This is a genomic window from Paenisporosarcina sp. HGH0030 (assembly GCF_000411295.1).
Lineage (GTDB): Bacteria > Bacillota > Bacilli > Bacillales_A > Planococcaceae > Paenisporosarcina.
The window spans coordinates 650,758-673,246 of the sequence record NZ_KE150421.1 but is presented as its reverse complement, the minus strand read 5'-3'; the positions used below and the strand labels follow the sequence as shown (position 1 = coordinate 673,246).

Annotated in this window: 17 protein-coding genes and 1 pseudogene; 5 read left to right on the top strand and 13 right to left on the bottom strand. The window is 38.8% G+C overall.

Annotated features, from left to right (window positions below; genetic code table 11):
- Positions 1–35: 35 nt before the first annotated feature.
- From HMPREF1210_RS03335 to HMPREF1210_RS03315, 5 genes are all read right to left on the bottom strand, one after another.
- On the bottom strand, positions 36–1,253 hold the full coding sequence (locus HMPREF1210_RS03335) for a substrate-binding domain-containing protein (RefSeq protein WP_016427194.1): 1,218 nt from the start codon (positions 1,251–1,253) through the stop codon (positions 36–38).
- A 417-nt stretch (positions 1,254–1,670) separates the two neighbouring features.
- A complete protein-coding gene (locus HMPREF1210_RS03330) occupies positions 1,671–4,880 on the bottom strand; it encodes a BTAD domain-containing putative transcriptional regulator (RefSeq protein ID WP_016427193.1) in 3,210 nt (1,069 codons plus the stop codon).
- 130 nt (positions 4,881–5,010) lie between these two features.
- Positions 5,011–7,722, bottom strand: coding sequence for an aconitate hydratase AcnA (acnA, locus tag HMPREF1210_RS03325; RefSeq protein ID WP_016427192.1), 2,712 nt, complete (start codon positions 7,720–7,722; stop codon positions 5,011–5,013).
- 137 nt (positions 7,723–7,859) lie between these two features.
- Complete coding sequence (locus HMPREF1210_RS03320) at positions 7,860–8,348, bottom strand: DinB family protein (protein ID WP_016427191.1); 489 nt, start codon at positions 8,346–8,348, stop codon at positions 7,860–7,862.
- An 18-nt stretch (positions 8,349–8,366) separates the two neighbouring features.
- The gene (locus tag HMPREF1210_RS03315; RefSeq protein ID WP_016427190.1) at positions 8,367–8,768 is read right to left on the bottom strand and encodes a thiol-disulfide oxidoreductase DCC family protein; all 402 of its coding nucleotides are present in this window, start codon (positions 8,766–8,768) and stop codon (positions 8,367–8,369) included.
- Between the two features lie 114 nt (positions 8,769–8,882).
- On the opposite strand from HMPREF1210_RS03315, the gene yfkAB reads away from it, so the two are divergent.
- Positions 8,883–9,995 carry a radical SAM/CxCxxxxC motif protein YfkAB gene (yfkAB, locus tag HMPREF1210_RS03310; RefSeq protein ID WP_016427189.1) on the top strand — a complete coding sequence of 371 codons (1,113 nt, stop codon included), beginning with the start codon at positions 8,883–8,885 and terminating at the stop codon, positions 9,993–9,995.
- Between the two features lie 25 nt (positions 9,996–10,020).
- Here yfkAB and HMPREF1210_RS03305 read toward each other — a convergent pair whose 3' ends face one another.
- Complete coding sequence (locus HMPREF1210_RS03305) at positions 10,021–10,695, bottom strand: DNA alkylation repair protein (RefSeq protein ID WP_016427188.1); 675 nt, start codon at positions 10,693–10,695, stop codon at positions 10,021–10,023.
- 535 nt (positions 10,696–11,230) lie between these two features.
- On the opposite strand from HMPREF1210_RS03305, the gene HMPREF1210_RS03300 reads away from it, so the two are divergent.
- Positions 11,231–11,479, top strand: coding sequence for a GlsB/YeaQ/YmgE family stress response membrane protein (locus tag HMPREF1210_RS03300; RefSeq protein WP_016427186.1), 249 nt, complete (start codon positions 11,231–11,233; stop codon positions 11,477–11,479).
- Positions 11,480–11,516: 37 nt separating this feature from the next.
- On the opposite strand, the gene HMPREF1210_RS03295 is transcribed toward HMPREF1210_RS03300, so the two are convergent.
- Entirely contained in the window at positions 11,517–12,203 is a 687-nt protein-coding gene (locus tag HMPREF1210_RS03295) for a lytic transglycosylase domain-containing protein (RefSeq protein ID WP_016427185.1), read from the bottom strand.
- Between the two features lie 156 nt (positions 12,204–12,359).
- Here HMPREF1210_RS03295 and mscL point away from each other — a divergent pair, with 156 nt between their 5' ends.
- Both mscL and HMPREF1210_RS03285 read left to right on the top strand, forming a co-directional pair.
- Positions 12,360–12,746, top strand: coding sequence for a large conductance mechanosensitive channel protein MscL (gene mscL / locus HMPREF1210_RS03290; RefSeq protein WP_016427184.1), 387 nt, complete (start codon positions 12,360–12,362; stop codon positions 12,744–12,746).
- A 222-nt stretch (positions 12,747–12,968) separates the two neighbouring features.
- Positions 12,969–13,862 carry a DNA/RNA non-specific endonuclease gene (locus tag HMPREF1210_RS03285; RefSeq protein WP_016427183.1) on the top strand — a complete coding sequence of 298 codons (894 nt, stop codon included), beginning with the start codon at positions 12,969–12,971 and terminating at the stop codon, positions 13,860–13,862.
- Positions 13,863–13,969: 107 nt separating this feature from the next.
- On the opposite strand, the pseudogene HMPREF1210_RS18325 reads toward HMPREF1210_RS03285, so the two are convergent.
- The 5 genes and pseudogenes from HMPREF1210_RS18325 to HMPREF1210_RS03265 all read right to left on the bottom strand — a co-directional run.
- A pseudogene (locus HMPREF1210_RS18325) lies at positions 13,970–14,116 on the bottom strand (DUF6366 family protein); the annotation flags it as partial.
- Positions 14,117–14,547: 431 nt separating this feature from the next.
- Positions 14,548–14,937 (bottom strand): hypothetical protein, encoded by a 390-nt coding sequence (locus tag HMPREF1210_RS03280; protein ID WP_016427182.1) that lies wholly within the window; start codon positions 14,935–14,937, stop codon positions 14,548–14,550.
- A gap of 313 nt (positions 14,938–15,250) precedes the next feature.
- Positions 15,251–15,997, bottom strand: a complete 747-nt coding sequence (locus tag HMPREF1210_RS03275) for a formylglycine-generating enzyme family protein (protein ID WP_016427181.1) — start codon at positions 15,995–15,997, stop codon at positions 15,251–15,253.
- A 247-nt stretch (positions 15,998–16,244) separates the two neighbouring features.
- A complete protein-coding gene (locus tag HMPREF1210_RS03270) occupies positions 16,245–16,595 on the bottom strand; it encodes a hypothetical protein (protein ID WP_016427180.1) in 351 nt (116 codons plus the stop codon).
- A gap of 147 nt (positions 16,596–16,742) precedes the next feature.
- Positions 16,743–16,976, bottom strand: coding sequence for a hypothetical protein (locus tag HMPREF1210_RS03265; protein WP_016427179.1), 234 nt, complete (start codon positions 16,974–16,976; stop codon positions 16,743–16,745).
- A 153-nt stretch (positions 16,977–17,129) separates the two neighbouring features.
- Between HMPREF1210_RS03265 and HMPREF1210_RS17935 the strand changes: the two genes are divergently transcribed.
- The gene (locus HMPREF1210_RS17935) at positions 17,130–17,369 is read left to right on the top strand and encodes a site-specific integrase (protein ID WP_016427178.1); all 240 of its coding nucleotides are present in this window, start codon (positions 17,130–17,132) and stop codon (positions 17,367–17,369) included.
- 434 nt (positions 17,370–17,803) lie between these two features.
- Here HMPREF1210_RS17935 and HMPREF1210_RS17235 read toward each other — a convergent pair whose 3' ends face one another.
- Positions 17,804–21,910 (bottom strand): phosphodiester glycosidase family protein, encoded by a 4,107-nt coding sequence (locus HMPREF1210_RS17235; RefSeq protein ID WP_016427177.1) that lies wholly within the window; start codon positions 21,908–21,910, stop codon positions 17,804–17,806.
- Between the last annotated feature and the right edge of the window lie 579 nt (positions 21,911–22,489).

The following is a 22,489-nucleotide window of genomic DNA, read 5'->3' as shown; positions in this document are numbered from 1 at the left end:
GAGACAGACCTGTTTAAACAGGCCGTCTCCACGTGTTATTTGTTTTGAATTGGTGGTTCCGTTTCCTCTGGTGACAATTCACGAATTAACACCGGCACTGGATACGGTACGCCATCTTGTTTTTCAAGTTTGATAGAGTACAATGCTTGTAACGCCTGGTGATCTTCTTCACGGAACGTCATCTTGCCTTTAGGCGATTCGAACGACATACCTTCCATAAGGTCGATTAGTTCTTTACTATCCACATTGCCTTCTGACTTTTTCAACGCTTCGACTATTGCAATCGCCGCTGACATACCACCTGGCGTGAATAGATCAGGAACTTCCCCGTTAAAGCGTTCTTTATGTTTCTCTACTAACCAATCATTCACATCATTTTTTGGTAATGTGTGATAGTAAACAGAGAAGCCTTCCATGCCTACTAATGGTTCCATAATGGACAACGCTGGGATATCAGGTGCACCCGTTGAAATTTTGATGCCTTTTTCCTGAAGTTTTAAATCGGCAATTTGATTCCAAGGTGAGTTTGCTCCTGCCCAAACAACAAACAAGTAATCTGGTTTTGCTTCAATCACTTTTTGTAGATTTGAAGTGAAATCAGTAGCTGCAGGATCTGCATACTCTTCTAACACAATTTCAGCACCTAATTCTTCTGCAGCTTTTTTAAATGCCGCAACGCCGTCCAGACCAAAGGAATAGTCAGGAGCGAATGTAGCAATTTTTACGCCTGGTTTCGCGATTGCCGCAGCACCTGCCACCGCATCTTGTGATGAGTTACGGCCCGTACGGAAGATGTATGGATTGAATTCTGCACCCGTAATACTATCCGCTACCGCTGGTTCTACAATCATGATTTTTTCGTATTCTTCAGCAAGAGGCAGTACCGCCAATGTATCACCTGAACTTGATGAACCAACGATGAAGTCCACTTCATCTTCTTCCAGTAATTTCGTAGCTTTTTGAACCGCTACTTCCGGTTTTGTTTCCGTATCTTCATAAATAATTTCAATTTTCTTGCCCGCTACTTCCATCGTTCCGTCAGTGGCATATTCAATGCCAAGATCAAATCCACGTTGTGTTTGTTTACCGTATGATTCAAGTGCGCCAGTTAACGATGCCAAAACTCCGATTTTAATGGTACCGCCCGTTGCTTCTCCTTCAGCTTCCGCTTCGGGTGAATCCTTTTTGTTACAAGCAGAGCTAAAAACAAGAACAAAAATTAAAACAAGAAACAACCATGACTTTCTCTTCATGAAAATCCCCTTCCCCTTCGCGCATTTGTAAGCGTTTACTTGCTTCCTGTTCATCTTATAGAACAAGAGTTACAAAACAGTTACAAAAAAATTCCACTCTGCCAGAGTGGAATTTTTTTGCGACGAGTAACCGCAGGAGCAAAATCTTTTCTGCGACGAAGCTAGCGATGCAGAAACAGGAGCAAAACTTTTCTGCGACGAGTAACCGCAGGAGCAAAAGATTTTCTGCGACGATGCAGCGTAGCGATGCAACGCACTTTCATGTTTCGAAGCTAGCGCTAGCGATGCAGAAACAGGAGCAATCTTTTATGCGACGAGTAACCGCGAGAGCAAAATCTTTTCTGCGACGAGTAACCCCAGACACAATACCCCCTGAAACCTACGAAAAAACCCGCTCCGAGAAAAGCTCGAAACAGGTCAGGTATAGCCAATCGTAATCAATTCAAACATTTGTTCAGTCGTTTCCATCGGTTTTAACTCAAATTCATTTTCCAGCATTTGCACGCAACGCTCATACCATTTGATTGCTTGGGAGCGGTTGTGTCGCTGGTAGTGGGCATACATCAAAAGACGGTAGGCTTCTTCCCACGTTTGTTCGAGTTTAATTAGTTTCTCAGCCCAATAAATCGTTTGAGCGAATTCCTGCAGTCTGGTCGAATTTTGAGCAAGCCTTTCAATCACTTGCAAATACAATTGCCGAAACTGCTCTTGCTCAAATTGGAACCAGTCACAGGGGCTTTGGTTCAAATAAAAAGACCCTCTATAAAGCGCCGCAGCAGACTTCAATAAAATGATGGCTTGCTTTGGATTGCGTTCTTCCAATCCTTGTGTCGCCAGTTGTTGAAATTGCTGGACGTCACTGATCAATGCGGCTTTCGGATGGATACGATACATATTTTGTTTCCTGATGATGAAATAAGATTCTGCACGAGGAGATCTTTTAGGTTCCAGAACATTGTAAAGTGCATTCAAAGCCACTTTAAAATCCCGATTTGCGGTTTTCTCATCCTGATCAACAAACAGTTCTCCTACCAACTCATCTTTCGGAACATACCGGTCTCTATGAATGAATAAATACACAAATAAATCCTTTGCTTTTTCCCTTTGCCACTTTTTGTCTTCCACTTCTTCATTGCCGAGCGATATGGCTAACGGTCCAAGCAATTGTACATGCAAAGTATAACCCGGATAGTTGATTTGCGTATCTAGTTGCAAATGTTGACTTAAGCGTTGAATATCCTCATCATCAGGTATCAGTTTTAAAGCATGCTGAACGAGTAAGTATACTTGTTGCATATCCAGCGGCCCATACATCGTTAGTTTATCGACAAAAAATGTATACTGTTCGGTCAAAAGAAAGCGGGAAAAGCACTTTATTTCTTCCGTAAATTGAGGAGAGTCATTTAATTGCATTGAACATAAACTCAACCAAAATGATGCAACCACTAAACCAAACGAATCGCCGCATGCCACAAAGTCAGCTTTTGCTTGTCTGGCATACTGATTTGCCTGATCATATTGATGATACATGCAATAAATCATCGCAATACCAATCTTAATATAAGCAGACAGCCAGGAATCCTGAACTGACTCTGTTTCCCGCAATCCTTTTTCAGCAAGGACAAGTGCCTCATGATGAAGACCTTGCTTTGCTTTTAACAGCGCCAACCCCAAATAAGGCTCAGCTTTTCCTCTGGAAACATCCAATTGGTCCATTATGTCGATGGCTTGCAAATACAAACGCTCAGGTGCATCTAACAAATGCAGTCGGTCGATACTTTCTGAATGTCCTTTTCGAATCAACCCGACAGCTTCTACAAAACTGGACTTTTCACGTATGCCACTTTCAATCCCTTTACTCGCATAATTGCTCGCTTCAGTAAGATTCCCAATCATGGCATGCAACAGGGCGAGGAGAACAGCAGCTTCACGATGAGAGTCGGGAACTATATTCCCTTCCCTTAAACGGTTTTCAAGCAGATGAATGGAAGCAGATAGTTTTCCCGTCCTCAATAAAATTCGCGCATCCAAATTGCCATCGGTCAATAGATCCCCTGGTAACTGCTCTTTGACGATAAACGCATTGGCTTCTCTCATTTTTCCTAAATTCACGAGATTCTCGGCAAATTGACGTTTTAAATTGAACATGTCCGTTTGCGACATGGTTGATGTTTGGTTCGCAAATGAAATCGCTGATGCGAGATGCGGATCTGCCAAACCGGGTTGAATTGTATCTAAATAAATATGTGCAAGGCCCGCATGCGCGGTGCTCATATAATAGGCATCATCTTTTTCTGTAGCGAGTGCCAGACATTTCAAGTACGCCTGTTTTGATTTTTCATAATAAGCACGATAGCGATTGGCTTCACCTTCAATAAACGAGAGCGCAGGGTATTCATTGAAAGACTGTAATGGAATTTCTTTTAAACTATCGATGATTAAATCAAATTGTCCCAATTTCAATAATTTTGGTGCCACAGTCATGACGATTTGAGAAATGAAATGAGCATCTTCACATTGAATCGCATGATGAATGGCGCGAATCGAGTCGTTTCGCTGCTCAAAATAGCGAGCTGCTACTTTCTGGGCTAATTTCAATTCTTCCGTATTGGATTTTTTCCACTTGGCAATTAAATATTGCTGGAACAACGCATGATACCGATAGACTGTATCCTCACCGAGTTGTTGGATAAAGCCGTGATGATTGCGAAACGATTGTAAAAATTCCGAAGCCGCATTCCCATAAAAATCATCAATGAATGACAAGGAATACGTCGGGAATATTGAAAACTGCAAAAGCCATTGTTGCTCGTCTTCCGTAAATCTCATAAAGACCTCATCAGATAAATAATGAAATAGATCTTCCATCGCTGGTTTAATCGCCACATCAAATGGGCTCTCCGAACTAACAGACTGTACCGCCATTAATTGAATGGCAATGGCCCATCCTTCCGTAATTTCTAGAATACGTTTGGACTCATGATCTGATAAATGACGGTTGAAATAGTCTTCGAAGTAGACGAGTATTTCTTCTTCCGTGAAGACCAGGTCCTTTTCTTTCACTTCAAGTAATTGGCCACTCATTTTCAACTTTAATAATTGCGTCCATTTTGGTCGAGTGCGCGAAATCAACACTATATGAACATCGATTGGACAATGTTCCAAGATTCGTTCCATAATAAAATTGACGGAGAAAACATGATCAATTAACTGGTAGTCATCGATAATAATGACAAGTGGTTCAGCAATCTGATCCAGTTCATTCACAAACCAGGCATGCCAAGCGATTAATTCTTTCTCTGTGGGAAAGGCTGGCTGTGTGGACCAATCTTTCAATAATTGCTGCCCAAAGCTTGGAACCACTCTTTGGATGCTGCCGATTAAATAGCGTAAAAAAGGTACCAGGTCGTCATCCTCCGAAGAAACGGAGTACCAGGAACAATTGACGCGGCTGTCAGCAATATATTGAGCAATTGCCGAGCTTTTGCCGTATCCAGCCCCACCTGTAATCAATGTGCATTTTTTGGAAGCGATTTGCTTGAATGTGCGTGTCAAAGAAGACCGTCGCATATAAATCTCACTGGTTACGGGTGGTACGAGTTTTGATTTCAGTAAAGGCAGGTTCATGTAATGATTCCCTTTCTTACAAACTCTCTTCCAAAAAGTGTAACATATGAATGTTCGAAATTGAATGACAATTATAAAAGGGAATCACAACAAAAAAAGACTGCCCCTAAGGACAGCCTTTAAAAAATTCTTAGTTTTTCAGTTTGTCACGCAATACCATTGGTAGGATACCGCCATGACGATAGTAATCAACTTCAACTTCTGAATCGAAACGTGCCAACACGTCGAATTCTTTTACAGAACCGTCAGCAGATTTAGCCGTTACTTTCAGGATATCACGAGGTTTCACGCCTTCAGCAATGTTTACGCTGATTTCTTCTTTACCTGTTAAGCCAAGTGTTTCAGCACTTTGACCTGGTAAGTATTGAAGAGGTAAAACACCCATCATAACTAAGTTAGAACGGTGAATACGCTCGTAGCTTTCAGCAATAACAGTTTTAATGCCAAGTAAGTTCGTACCTTTAGCTGCCCAGTCGCGTGAAGATCCCATACCGTAATCTTTACCTGCAAGAACAACTAAGCCAGTGCCGTCTTCTTGGTATTTCATTGCTGCATCATAGATTGCCATGATTTCTCCGTTTGGCCAGTAAGTAGTGAATCCACCTTCTGTACCAGCTGCGATTTGGTTACGGATACGGATGTTTGCAAACGTACCACGCATCATAACTTCGTGGCTACCACGACGTGAACCATATGAGTTAAAGTCGCGTACTTCCACACCGCGTTCGCGCAAGTATTTTCCTGCTGGAGTATCTTTACCAATTGCACCAGCTGGTGAAATGTGGTCAGTTGTAATTGAATCTCCGAATTTCGCAACTACACGAAGTCCTGCAAGCGTTTGGATATCGCTTGGTTCTTTTGTTAAACCTTCGAAATAAGGAGGGTTTTGGATGTACGTTGAATCTTCGTCAAATGTATACAATGAATCATTTGATGTTTCAATCGCATTCCAACGCTCGTTTTCACTGAAAACTCGCTCATATTCTTTACGGAATAATTCAGGTGTTACTGTTTTAAGAAGAACTTCTTTCACTTCTTCTGTTGAAGGCCAGATATCAGCAAAGAATACATCGTTGCCGTCTTTGTCTTGACCAAGTGCTTCATTTTGAAGGTCGATATCAACCGTACCTGCTAGTGCATAAGCAACAACAAGTGGTGGTGAAGCTAAGTAGTTAGCTTTTACTAATGGGTGAATACGGCCTTCGAAGTTACGGTTACCTGAAAGTACAGAAGTAACAAGTAGATCGTTTTCAATGATGCCTTTTTCAATTTCAGGAAGCATTGGACCCGAGTTACCGATACATGTTGTACAACCATAACCAACTAAATCAAATCCTACATCAGCCAATGGTTGTAATAGACCAGCGTCACGTAAGTAACCTGTTACAACTTTAGAACCTGGTGCAAGTGAAGTTTTCACGTATGCTGGTGGACGCAAGCCTTTTTCAGCTGCTTTTTTAGCAACAAGACCCGCACCTAACATTACGAATGGGTTTGATGTATTCGTACATGATGTGATGGCAGCAATACCAATAGCACCTGTAGGAATTGTTACTTCAGCCCCATCTGCCATCGTTACTGTAGCAGACTTCTTGAATTCTTTTTTAGATAAACCGAATCCTTGGTTGCCTTGAGGAGCAACAACCGCTTTGTTGAATTCAGACTTCATTTCAGACAATGGAATCAAATCTTGTGGACGTTTCGGTCCAGACATGTTTGGTTCGATTGTAGATAAGTCTAATTCTACAACGTCTGTATATGTTGGATCTTCGTTATCAGCTGTGAAGAACATTCCGTTAGCAGTTAAATATTCTTTAACTACTTGGATGTGATCGGCGTCACGGCTAGTTAAACGCATGTAATCAAGTGCTTCTTCATCAACTGGGAAGAAACCACAAGTTGCGCCGTACTCAGGAGCCATGTTGGCAATTGTCGCACGGTCAGCAAGAGGAAGTTTTGTTACACCAGCTCCGAAGAACTCAACAAATTTCCCTACTACACCTTTTTTACGAAGTACTTCAGTTACTTTAAGTGCTAAGTCAGTAGCAGTTGTTCCGTTTGGAAGGTCGCCAGTTAATTTAACACCAATAACTTCAGGAATCGGGAAGTATGAAGGTTGACCAAGCATACCCGCTTCCGCTTCGATACCGCCTACGCCCCAGCCTAAAACACCGATACCGTTGATCATTGTTGTATGTGAGTCAGTACCTACTAATGTATCTGGATACGTTTCGTATGTACCATCTTCATTTTGTACAGCATGAACAACATTTGCCAAGTACTCTAAGTTTACTTGGTGAACGATACCTGTTGCCGGTGGTACAGCACGGTAGTTGTCATATGCTTTTTGAGCCCAGCTAAGGAACTGGTAACGCTCTGCATTACGTTCGAATTCAAGTTCCATATTGATGCGAAGTGCATCACCTGTACCGTAATTGTCTACTTGTACAGAGTGGTCAATAACTAAATCAACAGGAATTGCAGGGTTGATTTTGTCTGGGTCTCCGCCCATTTCAGCCATAGCTGAACGAAGTGCTGCCAAGTCAACTACTACTGGCACTCCAGTGAAATCTTGAAGGATTACACGTGAAGGTTTGAAAGGTACTTCCGCTTCAGGGTCAACGTCTTTACCCCATTTTGCCAATTCTTCTACGTGGTCATCTTTGATGACATATCCGTCATGTTGGCGCAGTACGGACTCAAGCAATACTTTAATTGAATAAGGAAGGCGGGAAACATTTGCGATCCCTGCCTCTTCTAACGCTGCTAAACGATAATAGTTATACGTTTTACCGTTTAAATCGAAAGAAGTACGGCTATTATGCAAGTTACTTTTTGCCATGTCTTTTCCTCCTTTTGTCTTATGAAAAGGCTCTCATCTATTGGTAGCGACTTTTCTCCATTTCCTATCATAACGTAGTCTAGTTTATAAGTAAATTACATTAAAATTATTGGTTGTGATAAGTAATGCTTATGACCTTACAACATTTCAATCGTTTTTTTCAATTGCTTTAAATGCCTTTTTTCATGTAGTCCGACAAACGGAAACCACTGAATCAATGGGACTTGACCAAAAATCGGATGTTTGAATGATTTTTCTTTGAATACGGTTTTAGTGCTTGATTCATAAACATCTAATAAGAAGAGTCGCGATTCATGGAGATCTTTCAGCATCTCCATTTTTGTTTTGTATTCTTCAGTCGGAACTGTATAACCCGGGGCTTCTACTTTAATTAATCGATTTGTTGAAAGGCCGATTGGTTTTTTTCTGGCTTTCGGACTATCCGGGTTTTTAAGTTCTCTTGCGATATTGGTAGCAATGACGGTTTCCATGCGCACCAGATGTTCAAAGATTTGCTTTGGCGACCATTTGTCATTTGCGGGTTTTTTATTGAACTGTTCATCTGTCAAACCCTCTATCGTTTGAAAAAGTTCTTTCCGTATTTCATTATTGTCTTCTAAAAACATCTAAAACCTCTCCTTTGATTAACCGACAAATCGTTTACGCTGTTGGGGGGATGGTAGTAAACACGATTGGTTACTACGAATTAAACGGTGTCTGTGCTTTGCTACGAATCGATACAATCCATCTCGTGAAAATTTGGGAAGCATTTTTAACATAGTACCCAAATGGTACGGAGACTTGAGATACGATGACAATACTATCACCGCATCCGATTCCACTAATAATTCTTTTCCCTTAATAACCACGATTGAATCTATTGATTGTAAAAATGGATGTTCTTTTATTATTTGACTCGCAAATTTACTTTGAAGTGGTGCGAAACAAATGGTTTCGTCACGCTCATTCTGCAGGATAAATTGGACAGACTGCTGACAAAAACCACAGCTACCATCATACAGGAGTATTGGATTTGGATAATCCATAAAAATCACCTTTTCTTCTTATATTACTTGAATCGAAACAAAATCTAAAATCTAACGTTTTCAATAGGCTTTTGATATGCGACAATTACTTATTGTAGAAAGGACGATTGATTGATGAATACAACAATTCAAAAGCTTACCCCTTCTTATGATCCTTGGGAAGCTTACTTAGATATGGAAAAACACGGCAAGCTGACGCTGTCGAACATCGAGTTCACGACCACCACGCTATGCAACATGCGTTGTGCACATTGTGCAGTTGGCTATACACTTCAAAACAAAGATCCCGAGGCACTCCCTTTTGAGCTTCTGCGGAAGAGGCTAGATGAAATCCCACATCTACAAACTCTCAGCATTACAGGCGGAGAACCGATGCTATCGAAAAAATCTGTCACGAATTATGTTCTTCCACTATTAAAATATGCGCATGAGCGTGGAGTTCGCACACAAATCAATTCGAATCTGACACTGGATCCTGAGCGTTATATGATGATTGCTCCTTATCTTGATGTTTTACATATCTCGCATAATTGGGGAACGGTAGACGAATTTGTGGAGACTGGATTTGCAGTTATGGAACGAAAACCAACGTACGAACAACGTGCAAAACTCTTTGACCGCATGATTGAAAACAGCCGCATGTTATCTGATGCGGGCGTCATGGTTTCAGCTGAAACGATGCTAAATAAGAAAACACTGCCGTACTTGGAACACATACATCGCCAAGTAGTTGAAGAAATGAAATGCGCAAGACACGAAATTCACCCTATGTACCCTTCAGATTTCGCTAGCAGTTTGACTTCATTGACGTTAGAGGAAACACGACAAGCCATTCATCACTTACTCGATGTACGTGATAAAAACACCTGGATGCTTTTCGGAACTTTGCCATTTTATCCTTGCAGCGCCAGTGAAGAAGATCGTCATCTTCAGCAAAGGTTGAAAGAAGAAACGAATGTCACCGTTCGTAATGACCCTGACGGTCGTTCAAGATTGAATATCAATATTTTCTCAGGTGATGTCATTGTCACAGACTTTGGAGATGCACCTGTACTCGGTAATATGAAGAGTGATTCCTTACCAATCATTTTTGACAAATGGCTGGACTCGCCTCTTGCAAAAGAATTGAACTGCCATTGCCCGGCAGTAAAATGTCTGGGACCAAATGTATTGGTGAAAAACATGTATTATAAAGACCACACATTCATCAGTGACTCCGTAAAATAACAAAAGCAGCCGATTGGCTGCTTTTTCATTTGAAGTGTTTCAGTGCTTCCCTTTTACTTAAAGGTTTCAATTCATTCACTTCTACAAATTGTTGAACAAATACAGGATTGGTTTTTGCGTATTCCCGTAATGCCCAACCAATTGCTTTCTGTATGAAAAATTCATTCGATTCTGCATGATTTAAAATGATTTCTTCCAGTATGTTTTCGTTTGTTTCATTTTTATATTTCAATTGATGCAGAATAGCTGAGCGATTCAGCCACATATTATCTGAATCTGACCACAATCGCATGACTTTTTCTCCATTTGGTCTATCCTTTTTTACAATTTCTCCAACAATGGATGGCGCAATGGAATCGACACTATCCCACCACGATTTTTCCGTTATCAGTTTCTCGATGAAAGACAAATCCTCAAATGTTAATGCTTTAATTTTTTTACTTAATAAAGCTATTGCTACATATTGATATTCCCTTTCAGGCAGCTGATAAATTTCCCACACTTCTTTAAACAATTGTTGTTTTTCGGGAATTTCATGTTCAGCAAAATAGTTTTTTAATGCTTCATTTCGTGCCGGACTTTTAATGCCGAGAAAAGGAAAATTGTGTTTCATATATGCTTCCATAGGTGAAGCCAATTGCTCATCGCGAAGATTTTCAAATACTTGACAATATGTATATCGATCCCATGGTCTCTTCAATAGTAAAACTCCTGACTACTTTGGTGTATGTAATTGGGCGGTCTTTTATGTATCAATCCGTAAAAAAATTGTGGATAGGCAAGCTATCCACAATTTTTAAGTAAATTCAATGACGTCGAATGCGAGATTGAAGATAAAAATCGTGTGAAGCACAACAAACCACATTGCCTGTCGGTTAAGTTTTCTCATCATGATTTCGTCCATCTCAACTCACTCCTTTTTTTAATTATACGCCTTTAATTTTCAATTCACAAAACTTTTTACGAATTTTCTGACATTAAAAACGAAAAAAATATCGGAATCTGAAATTAAAATACATACTTTTTTTGTTTTTGTTCAGACTATTGATTAGCGCTGAAGTTTTTATTATATGCACGCAAAGTCAAACTGGTTTGTAGAATTATTCGTTTGCAGTAGGATATGAAATTGTTATGGTGTAAAAAATATTTTCAAAAAATGGTTTGAAGTGAATCGTTTGAGGATATCTAATTACTAGCAAGTTAAATTAAACTTTATCGAACAGGAGATGACGAACATGGGATTTATTTTATACCTTATTATCGGTGGTATCATTGGTTGGTTAGCAGGGCTTATTTTAGGTAAAGACATACCCGGCGGAATTATTGGTAACATTATTGCTGGTATCATCGGTGCATGGATCGGCGGTATGTTATTCAGCTTCGGACCAACAGTTGCCGATATTCAAATCATTCCAGCATTTATTGGTGCAGTTATTTTAATCTTCATCGTAAGCATGATTTTAAAAGCACTACGCAAAACATAAGATCAAAAAAGAGACGTTCAATTGAACGTCTCTTTTTTTATTGTTCTGAAGAAGCAGCTTGTCCTTGTGTGCCCTGCTCTTCTTCATATTTATGATAGTAATATAATACATCTTCTACATATTCATCACTGCGATTGTACATGTAAATAGCATGTTCAAGATCACCATTTGCTGCTCCATTACTTGCTAAATAGTTCGCTGCACTAAATATAGCGTCATCTAACTGATATGGGTCTGCTTTCCCATCCTCATTGGCGTCAATACCATATCCACCATATTCGGCAATGACATCTGGGTTTGTTTTATCTTCTTTTGATATATCCCCTTTTCCTTGACCCGAACAACTAGGATGCTGCCATCCTACAAATGTACATGGCATAAACTGCATATGTCCTTCAGCTCCTACAGGAGACAGTAGAGGATCCATAGTTGAGAATTTCGTTTCAATGCGATGATGTGCTGCCAACAGCGTCCATGGAACTTCATATTCCTTCGCTGCTTCCTTGTAAATCGGTATATATTCTTCAGGAATGTCCATATCCATCATCTTTTTGGGTGCATCTTGTATCGATTCAGTCAGTGTGTGGACGATTGGAATTCTTTGTAAATCTCCCCAGTACACACTCGTCAAAACAAACAGAGTCATTGTAATGGGTACCATAAGTATGATTAACAATCCTCTTGTAACTGCAGACAATCGTTTCATTTTCTTTCGTTTTTTCATACATTCGCATCCCGTTTTTTTCATCATTTTATCACAGATGGTAAGACACCGTCACTTCAATTTAGTTTGTGGTCTACTTTTTGACAAATATCATATTGCTTGCATTTACAATATTTTATTCTTTTTGTAGACTGAGAGCAAAGGAGTGAGAAAAATATGTGGCAAGATTTCAAGAAATTCGCGTTAAAAGGAAATGTTATGGACTTAGCAGTAGCGGTTGTAATCGGGGCAGCATTCGGTAAAATCGTCTCTTCCCTCGTTGCAGATATTATAACTCCATTGATCGGCGTGTTAATGGGTGGTATTGATTTTACAGGAATCATTATTCCAGTTGGCGATGCAGAAGTGATGGTCGGAAACTTCATCCAATCCATCGTGGACTTTCTCATTGTTGCCTTCGCAATCTTCATGGTCATCCGTATCCTGATGAAATTCCAGCGCAAAAAAGAAGCCGTGGTTGAGGATGGCCCAGTAATAGATGCAAAAGAAGCTTTGCTTACTGAAATTCGCGACTTATTGAAAAACCAAAAAAATGATCAGTAAAAAATGAATCTGATACTTTAATATTGGTGATTCCTATAAAATTTAATAAAATGAAAGGCAATAACATTTTTTATATATCAAATATGTTATTGCCTTTTTTGATTTCTTAGAGGGTTTTGTTTGTCTTGATATTTACAAAGATAAAATAGTTTGTCCTCTTCTTATAAGAAGGAATTTAAAATCAGTTGTAGAATACCTAATAAAAAGAAGGAGGACACAACTTTGAATGAAAATCAGAAATTGTTAATTAATGAACTTGTGCAAGGGCAAGAAATCACCAAAGATAATTCTGATGAGATGATAGTTGAGATATTAAATGATTCATGGTATGAAGCTTCGGTTGGTTATGACCCAAAATTTCTTGGTGATGATTATGAGGTTCCACATCCGACATTCCGAAGTGATGAACAGGATATTGCCCTTCTAAAAGACGGAAGCAAGGTGCTTCATTACACTCATTTTTCGATAGTCATGAGTAAGTCACGCCGTTTAGCATATTATACGGTGGTAAATATTGATGGAAACCAATTGAGAAGTATTCAACGTAATGATAAATGGTATCTGGATCCTCGTATCGAAATAGAATACCAGTGTGGTCCTGAATTATATAAAAACAATCCACTTGATCGAGGGCATCTAGTCCGCCGCAGCGATCCTATTTGGGGAGATGCAGCGGAAAAGGCGAATAAGGATACATTCCATTTCACAAATTGTGCTCCCCAACATAGCGATTTAAATCAAAAAATCTGGTTGGATCTTGAGAATTATATTTTAGATAATGCTGAAAACTGGAATCTAAAAGTGACAGTGTTTACTGGACCAGTTTTTAGGGAGGATGACATTGTTTACAGAGGTGTTAAAATACCTTCAGAGTTTTGGAAAATCGCTATTATGGTTAAGGAAGATGGTAACCTTTCTGCAACTGCTTATTTACAGACTCAAAAAGATCTTATTGAGAATTTGGAATTTACCTACGGTGAATATAAAACATATCAAGTTCCAATATCAAGTATAGAAACAATTACAGGTCTTAATTTTGGGTGTTTACGTAATCACGACCCAATTAATCCACTAGAATCACATGTGATTGAGGTACCTGAGGATATAAAATTCTAGACGTAACCTAATTAATAGAACATAAAAGACCCTAGTGATATTTTCATTCACTTGGGTCTGCCTATATATTTAAGTCTTCTATATGAAAGTGGAAATATTAATCAGATTTAATATAATAATTTGTAAAGTACATATCCAACTATTAATACAATTATTAATATTCCTGTTCCTTTCCAACCTAAATCACCAACTAAATCTGTTATATTTTCATTTTCACCTCGATTTAATCCATCTCTTATTGCACCATACGGATTTTTTTTAAGTTCTTATTGTCTTAATCTCTCTCTTTTTTCTTCTGGAGTTTCTTGTCGATTATTCAAACTAAACATCCCTTTGATTACTGTATTTTCTATGTAATAGGTCTAATTTTTCTTTGATCGACTTCATTAGTAACCCCCTCTGGAACGTAATTAACAATATCTCTTATACCTATTTTTATCGCTTTTCTTATCGAACTAACCTGCCCTGTTAGTTCAATAAGAAAAAGGGTTGTTTAAACAACCCGATGATCTTTAACTAAAGCCTTCGTTAGTTGAAGAAGGAATATTAATCATCAATTGTTTTACAGCAAGTATTACTTTATTACTGGCAAGGTCACCCTTAACTAAACTGCCCATTAGTTCAATAAGAAAAAGAGCTGACTAGCAGCTCCTATGTCACCAACTAAGCAACGTTAGTTCATTATTTAATTGATTGTTAATATGATTGTTTCAGTATGGCTATTCCATTCTATTGTTACTATAACCTCAGATTCTTCAACGATTTTGGCATTGGTTGGATTACCTTCAGCACTAGCTTTTAGAGTTCCATTTTTCTCCAATGATAAACCGCTACCGCTAAAACCTCCTGCATTAGTCTCTACGATATATTTAATTTCTCCAACAGAGTCTACGTCATTGCCTTTATATTGAATTTTTAATTCCTGTTCTTCATATTCGTCTTCGGTTTGAGTAACCTTTAATTCTGCCATCCAATTATCCGACTCTCCAGAAAAAGCGAATGTTTTATAGCCACAAGCTGAAAGCAAAAATGATACCAATACCAGCAACAATAATACTGAAATACTTCGACGCATAATACATCCCCTTTAAATTTATACCCCTGTCCAATGGAAAGTGCTTAAAAGTCTCAATAATTTACATATATTAACTTATTCAACACCATTCCAAAAATCCCTTTTTATTCAACTAACCTCCCCCGTTAGTTCAATAAGAAAAAAGGGCTGTTTCATCAGCCTGATGATCAAACTAGAAGTCTTCCTTCATCTCACTCCCTTCAAAATAAAAAAAGCTTTTTGGAGTAATGTCTATAAATAGACGCATGACCCCAAAGAGCATTGTATTTAAGTCCTGAAGATACAAACAAACTGTATCGTGTTTAGGTATTAATTATAGAATAGACCTTGCTAATCGAAAACCTAAATCATCAATAGTGAATGTTGGATGTCCTCGTCTTCTAGACGTACTACCGCACCCTCTTTCCTCCTCTGCCCAACTACCTCCTCTAAAAATTCGATATTCTCCATAAGTCTCGATATCATATAAATCCCAACACCATTCCCAAACATTCCCTATCATATCGTATAACCCAAATAAATTAGGTTGTTTTAAACCTACTGGGTGAATTTTGTTATCCGAGTTTCCTTTATACCAAGCTATATCTTCAAGCCTACCATATGAATATTTATTTATATTAGCTTTACATGCATATTGCCATTCCGCATCAGTAGGTAACCGAAATCCATTTGCTGACCAATCACATGAAATATTCGTTGTATCATCTAAAATTTCATAAGCAGGTTTTAAGCCTAATTGTATCGAAAAAGAATTACAAAATTTTATGGCATCTAGCCAAGAAACATTAGTCACTGGTTTACGATCGTTTAAAGTAATTTCAAACTCATTATTTAAGATGGTATTATATAACGATTCAGTTACAGGTAGTTTATCCAAATAAAATCCATGCACTTCTACAACCATTATTTTTTCAGTATGCCCTTTTCTTGAGCCAGGCATTGCTAACTGATGATTAGCACTTAACCATTTGTTGGTAACTCGGTAATCACGTATTAATTCTGTACCGCTAGGAATAGAAACAAATTGTTGTTGAACATATTCGTATAAATTATTTTTCATTACTAACTCCTTTATTATTTAACTGCCCGTTACTTTAAGTAAATTTCTTCACAAACTTAACATTTACATTAACATAAATATAATTATCCTACTGTTGATTATCTGGTCCGCTTTCATTTAACTGAAAGGCAACCAAGTTGCCTTGAAATCTATGTATCCATCTTTTCATAAATAAGAAAAAAGCTTCACTCCTACTCGAAGTAAAGCACCCGTTAATTGAATAAGGTTCTAAATATTTCAATGTCAGTTATTTCTCTATGATGAGGGTCAATTGCTTTCTTAGAGAAAGCACATTTATTTGATGATTCCCTTTTGAGTAATGGGGAGAAGCATCTATATCCGAACTCTCAACTCTTTCCCATCCATTCGCTTTGATAACTAATTTATACCCAAATGGTATCCCATTTTCTTCGGATGCGCTGGACCAATCATAAATTACCGCGTGTTCATTTTCTTTAACTAGTTCAGCCTTTTTAGGAATAGGGAAGTCAAATAAATCTTCCGATGGTTCGTAGAGAGAAACTGTTATGAAATAATAGATTGCTCCTCCGATTAAAAGTGTAGTTAAAGCAAGTGTCCAACCAATTGTTTTCTTCAAGTTACTTACCCTTCCTCTCCCATCTTCTTTCCTCTATTTACATATTCTCCACAATCTGCAAGTTAACCTTTTTTAACTAAACTGCCCCGTTTGTTCAATAAAAAAAGGCTTCTTAATCACCCGATGATCTCTAACTAACGCATCAGTTTAATTAGAATCTTTATCTCGTTCCTTTAAATAATTTTCATATGCCTGTTGGACTTTATCTTTTTTGGGAGATATAGATAAAATACTTTTATGTAGGTCATTTAGTAAATACAATCCTCTAAAAATACAACCAACAACTATTCCAAAAGCAATGACCCCGCCTATAAGTGGTCCCATAGTAAGTAAAGCAAATCCTAAAATCGTACTCAAAACTATTGAAAGAAGCAAATACACATTAACCCTCCATTCCCATTCATCTTTTGAAAGCCTAACGCTTTGCACCGAACTCTTCAACTAACCTGTCCGTTAGTAAACTATCCATATGTCTTAATTTCGATAGAATTGGCAATATTTCCTTTAACGATACTTTTTTTAAGAGGAACAAAATTGCTACTGTCAAAAGCATGGGAAGCATTTGAATCTGATAAAAGGATTGAAGGCTTTTCTCCACAGACATTAAAGGCTTATCGGCTCCAATTGTCATTACTTATTGAATATTTTAAGGATATTGAAATAACAACTCTGGACACAATTCAATTGAAAGAATACCTAGCGATTTCAGGGAAGCATTTAAAACCATTTCTTGTGAAATTCCCTTGGCTTTTCAATCAAAAACCAATCAATTGAGTGTGCAGTTGTTGTCATCGATTTCTTACGACGGATTCTAATCTTTTTTTTGATTTGTATAGTGAGGATAAATCGCAGTAGACTTCATACCTTTTACATTGGAGAATTTAATACTTTCAATCTCATCCCAAAAAACTTTATTCCCTTGCAGGTCAAATACAACCCCTTCATCATCCCAATAATATCCCTTACCCTCTTTTCTTTTTCTCCAAAGGTAAATAGAATATCCTAAAAAAACAAATGAATATAATACCCCAATTTTGAGCCACTTCTGCCATGAGGAGGGCAATGAAAAAGTCTATTTAAATAGAAAAAGAAGCTAATCACCTTTTATATAGTTGATTAGCTTCTTCCCAGTGCACTAACAAGTAAATTTAACAATAAAAAGGTGCTAGTACCACCCATAAGATGATATCTAGCACCTTTATTATTTTTTACTCTTCATGATAATCTTTATTTACAACTGTAAATTGATCAATGGTTTCACCGTCAGATGAAACAGTGGTGAAGCTGATTTGATCTTTGTTCACTTTGGCTTGTAATGAAATTGCGATATTTTCCATGTTGACGAAGTCAAATTTCTCATCTGCCACGGCATCATAGTGCTTTTTACCGGTTGTACCGGCGACCACATAAACCGTTCCGTTCGGATCTTCTTTTCCGTCTTTCAGCTTTTTCGTTCTGCCATAGGAATGATCATGGCCAGAGAACACGATGTCAATCCCTAATTCATCGACGACCGGTGGCAGTTTTTGTTTCATGAGTTCATTCCCGCCAAACGGATTTGTGTAATAAGGAGGTTTGTGTGTCACAAGGATTTTCCAAGGTTTATCGGAATTCGTAACATCCTGTTTCAGCCACTCTAACTGCTTGTTCAGAATCTCGGTATCATCGGTGTATCCTAGTACGCTAATGTGCATGTTATTGTAATCAACCGAATATGTCCCGCCTTTGTCTGCCTCAGGTCCATTTTCAGGGGAATTTAAGATGGCTTTTGCTAGCTGACCATTCGCATCTCCCATGTATTCATGATTTCCTAGCGCCGCAACAAGATCGGTGGAACGAATGTTGCTGTATTGGCTTAAGACATTTAATGTATCATCCCATTGTTTAAATTTGGAGGATTCGTCAATCAGATCGCCTACATGGATCATGAACGATAAGTCTTTTTTATCAAGATCCCCAAGAATTTTCGAAAAGTCACTTAAATCTGCTGGCGATTGCGTGTCACCTAAAACGGCAAATTCAAAGCTTTGCTTCCTCATTAAAGTGGTGAATTCTTGCAGCTCTGACCAGTTCTCTCCATCTCCCACTCGATAAACGTATGTTGTCCCTTGTTGTAATTTCTTTAATGTGACTTCATTTACTCGGACGATTCCATTTTTCGTAGGATCTTGCTCCCCAGAGAATACCTGGTTAGTGGATGATCCGTCGATGGTTTCTAGCGACCGTTCACCTTTCTTGTCAAAATCCTTTTTTCGTGCAAATTGAATAACAGGTTTTTCTTTCGCTAACGGACTCGACATCCATGTGAAACCTTTTCCTTTATGAGGATCACTTGTTGGAGTGGAAAGGATATTTTTTATTTCTGTCACTGCCGCAAGAGGCGGATAGGTCTGCGTGTTTACTTTAAACGAATACTTTCCATCCTTTACAGCATATAAAGAGATGTTCTTCACTTCATTTGTGATAGTATCCACACGGAGAACACCTTTTTCATCTGTTTTTCCTACTAGAACAGGCTCCGTGTTCCCATTGATGATGGCGAAAATTTCTGCGTCAGCGATTAACTCGTTGTTCATATCTTTCACTGTCATAACAACAGGCTTCCCGATTAATATAGGCTCTGCGATAATATCGAAGGCACCTTTCACTTCGAAGCTGGCTGGTGCCATTGAATATGTCGAAACGAAGTTTTCTTCTTTTGGCTCCGTGTAGCTTAAGCTAGCTTCTATCATTTCATAGGTTAATTTGCTGCCTTCTTTTGTCGATGCAGGAATGCGAATCTGAATCGTTGCAGCTTCTGCGGTTGCCGCTGTTTCGCCGCTATTCATTAGATTCAATGTAAGTATTCCAGTTTCAGTATCATAGCTTGAGGTACTTGTGTTGAACCCATTAGAAAAAGTAACATTTTCCACTGGGAAGTTCTTATCTAATTGCATTTTAATGGTGGAGCCAGAGATTTCAGATGGATTGTCAGCCTTCACTACTAGGTCAAACACATCACCTAACAAGGCTTGATCTTGTTTTTTGACCAGTTCCATCTTTGCCGCGCCAGTGTTCACGGTAAAATAGACCGTTTTAACGGCTTGGTTTCCGAATTTATCAGGGACCATAAGGGTTATTTGATGGGTTCCATCCGCCCATTGTAATCCACTTAATGAGACCGATCCATCCATATCAAATGAAAAATGACCTTCTAATTTGGAGTAGTCTTTACCATCTACTAAAAATCTGATTTTTTCCCAGTCAATTCCCGTTTTAAAAGAATCATCTTCATATTCATTCACATTTGCTTTCAAATTGACCGCATTTTTCGTGAATTCTTTCCCTTCTACGTTAATTGATTGGATAACTGGAGGATTTAAGTCATCCACTTTATCTCCATATACGGCTCTAATATTATCAATATAGATGGTGCCTTTTCTCAGGGGTACGGTGATTCCTGATTTCGTAACCATTAATCTTACCGCTTGTGTTCCTGATATTTTGAACGGACCTGTAAAGGAGGCTGGTATGTCGGCCTCGATGTATTTCCAGCCTGTCCAATTGATCCCTGGTTTTTCTTGATTAAGATTAATGGTTTGCGTTTTGCCGTTTCCGTCCACAATGTTCATTCTCAGCCAATAACCTTGTGCATCCGGAGTTGCGTAAATCCACATTCCAATGCTGGAGGGATTATCTGGAATTGCGATATTTGAGCCAGGTCCTGCATAGGCTCCAAGGGTGGTTCCAGTTTGTGCACTTGTTAGATCAAAATCCAATTTCAATGACTGATTGCCGAATCTTACTGGTGCTGGATAGGCAGCCAAACCTAGTGTCGCTTTTTCACCGCGCCCCACAACAGATGGTTTCCAGCCCTCAAGCCCACCTTCAAAATCAAATAAGACTTCAGGAAGCTTTCCAACCGAAACATTGATTTGTGCTGAAAGGTTTGTCCCCTTCAAGCGGGCCGTAATCGTCCCTGAAACCGTTTTGTCTCCAGTACGGAGGACACCAGATTCATCAATGGTTCCCATTCCTTCAGGGATGTCAAACTCCATATCTTGAGAGTTCCAGTGTACATTTCTCTTTTGGAATTTTGTCATTAAATTTAAATTGGTTTGACTATTTTTAGCTGCTGTTAGCTCTGTTGAAGTAAAGGACATCTCATCAGGCTTAGCAATTTCAACGATATTTTTTCCAACCAGATTGCCCTGATATTTCAGGATGATTTCCAACTGTCCTGTTTTTCCATTTGATAAAAACTTTCCATTCTCATCGATCGTACCAAAGGTTGAATCAGACAATTCCCATGTTAAACCGGAGGCTGGCAGAGATGCTGAAGCCATGGATTTGTCTCTTCCCTTGGCCGTGAATGGAATCGTGGCACTTGGGGTAAAGGATTGGTCATATGGTTCAATATGAGCCGAATCAAAAAGGTGGTCGGATGGCTCTTTCGAGACAATCAGCCAAGAGTTTGCTACGCTTCTTTCTGAACGGTCAGAAGGTTGATTGTCTACCTCAAGATTATCGCCGCCCAGTTCGCGAGTTGTGAAGGTAGAAGACCCACCTCCATCAAGGTTTAACGCATTTACTGCCCCTAAATCGATCATTAATTGTGCTAATTCAGGCATGGAGATTCCAGCTGAATATACCTCTTGTCTTCCGTCGACCACGACAAAAAATACATCGCCGTCTGCTTTAATCCCTACCGCTGTTCGAGGCTCTCTATCTGCTCCCGTTTGTGGAGTTTGATAGACTTGACCATTTTTCACGAGAATGGCATTCCCACCCAGCGCTTCTTGTAATTGATCTTTCATTCCATCATATAGAGTTGAGTCCCCAATGACGGCTTCACCAGATTTTTTGATTCCGAAGAATTTTTGTGATGCTGAATACTGAGCCTTTAATGCTTGTCCATCTTTGTAAACAACGCCTATTGGTTCACCAGTAGCCATATTATAAAAATCAGCATTCACAGCTGCCACTACTTTACGGTTGTCGCCATTTGCTGCATTGGCTTGCTGTCTAACGGGCTGCAGGCCAAATGCTGCTCCGTCATTCGGTGTACCTGCTTCAATGGATACGCTCGAATTTTGTACATCAACATCCACTACGAAACTCTCAATCTTTTTTCCATCTTTTCCTTCAAAGCTGTAGTGTTTTTCCGTTACACCCGGAGCAAGACTAGCTTGATATTCATTGATGGGTGTTTGAATGACGGGTGAGTTTAAATCGAAACTGCCTAAAGCTGATATAAGACTTGGCGAAATAATACTGCTTGCCAATGCAAAGGACATGGTAATCGGTAAGATCCTTTTATTCCAATTTTTCCTCATATAGAACCTCCAAAATTAATGGTTAATTAAATTTGCTATAGATCCCTTGATACAGTACTTTCTACCACTTATGTGCTGCTGGTCCTTCTGAATTGAAATCTTTAATTAATAGGAGTTCATAGAATGTACCTTCTTGTTTAAGCGTAAATATGTATACTGAAAAATGGCTCCTCCTTCGCCAAATACCATGATAGCCACTCAAGCTATCCCCACTAATATATATATTAAAGCTGCATTGTTAATAAAATACGTCTTAGATATTATAGATTTGTAAATGATCTATTAAATAAACATTAAGGACTTTAAATCTAGCATTCACAGTAGGTTGACATAACACCCCGATTGGGATGAGGAACAGCATCTCCTCTAAAATAGGCAACGGTGATATTACCTTTTCATATCCGGTAGCCATCAAGAACTTAGGCGTCCAGCCCCCACAATGTGGAGATTGGGATTCAGCGTTTCGCTTTAGAAACAGTTACGAGTCCATCCCTGCTCACTATTATCGGTAATCCACAACCATACATATTTACATAAGAAAAGCGAAGTGACTAGTCACTTCGCTCTTCACTCTTAAAT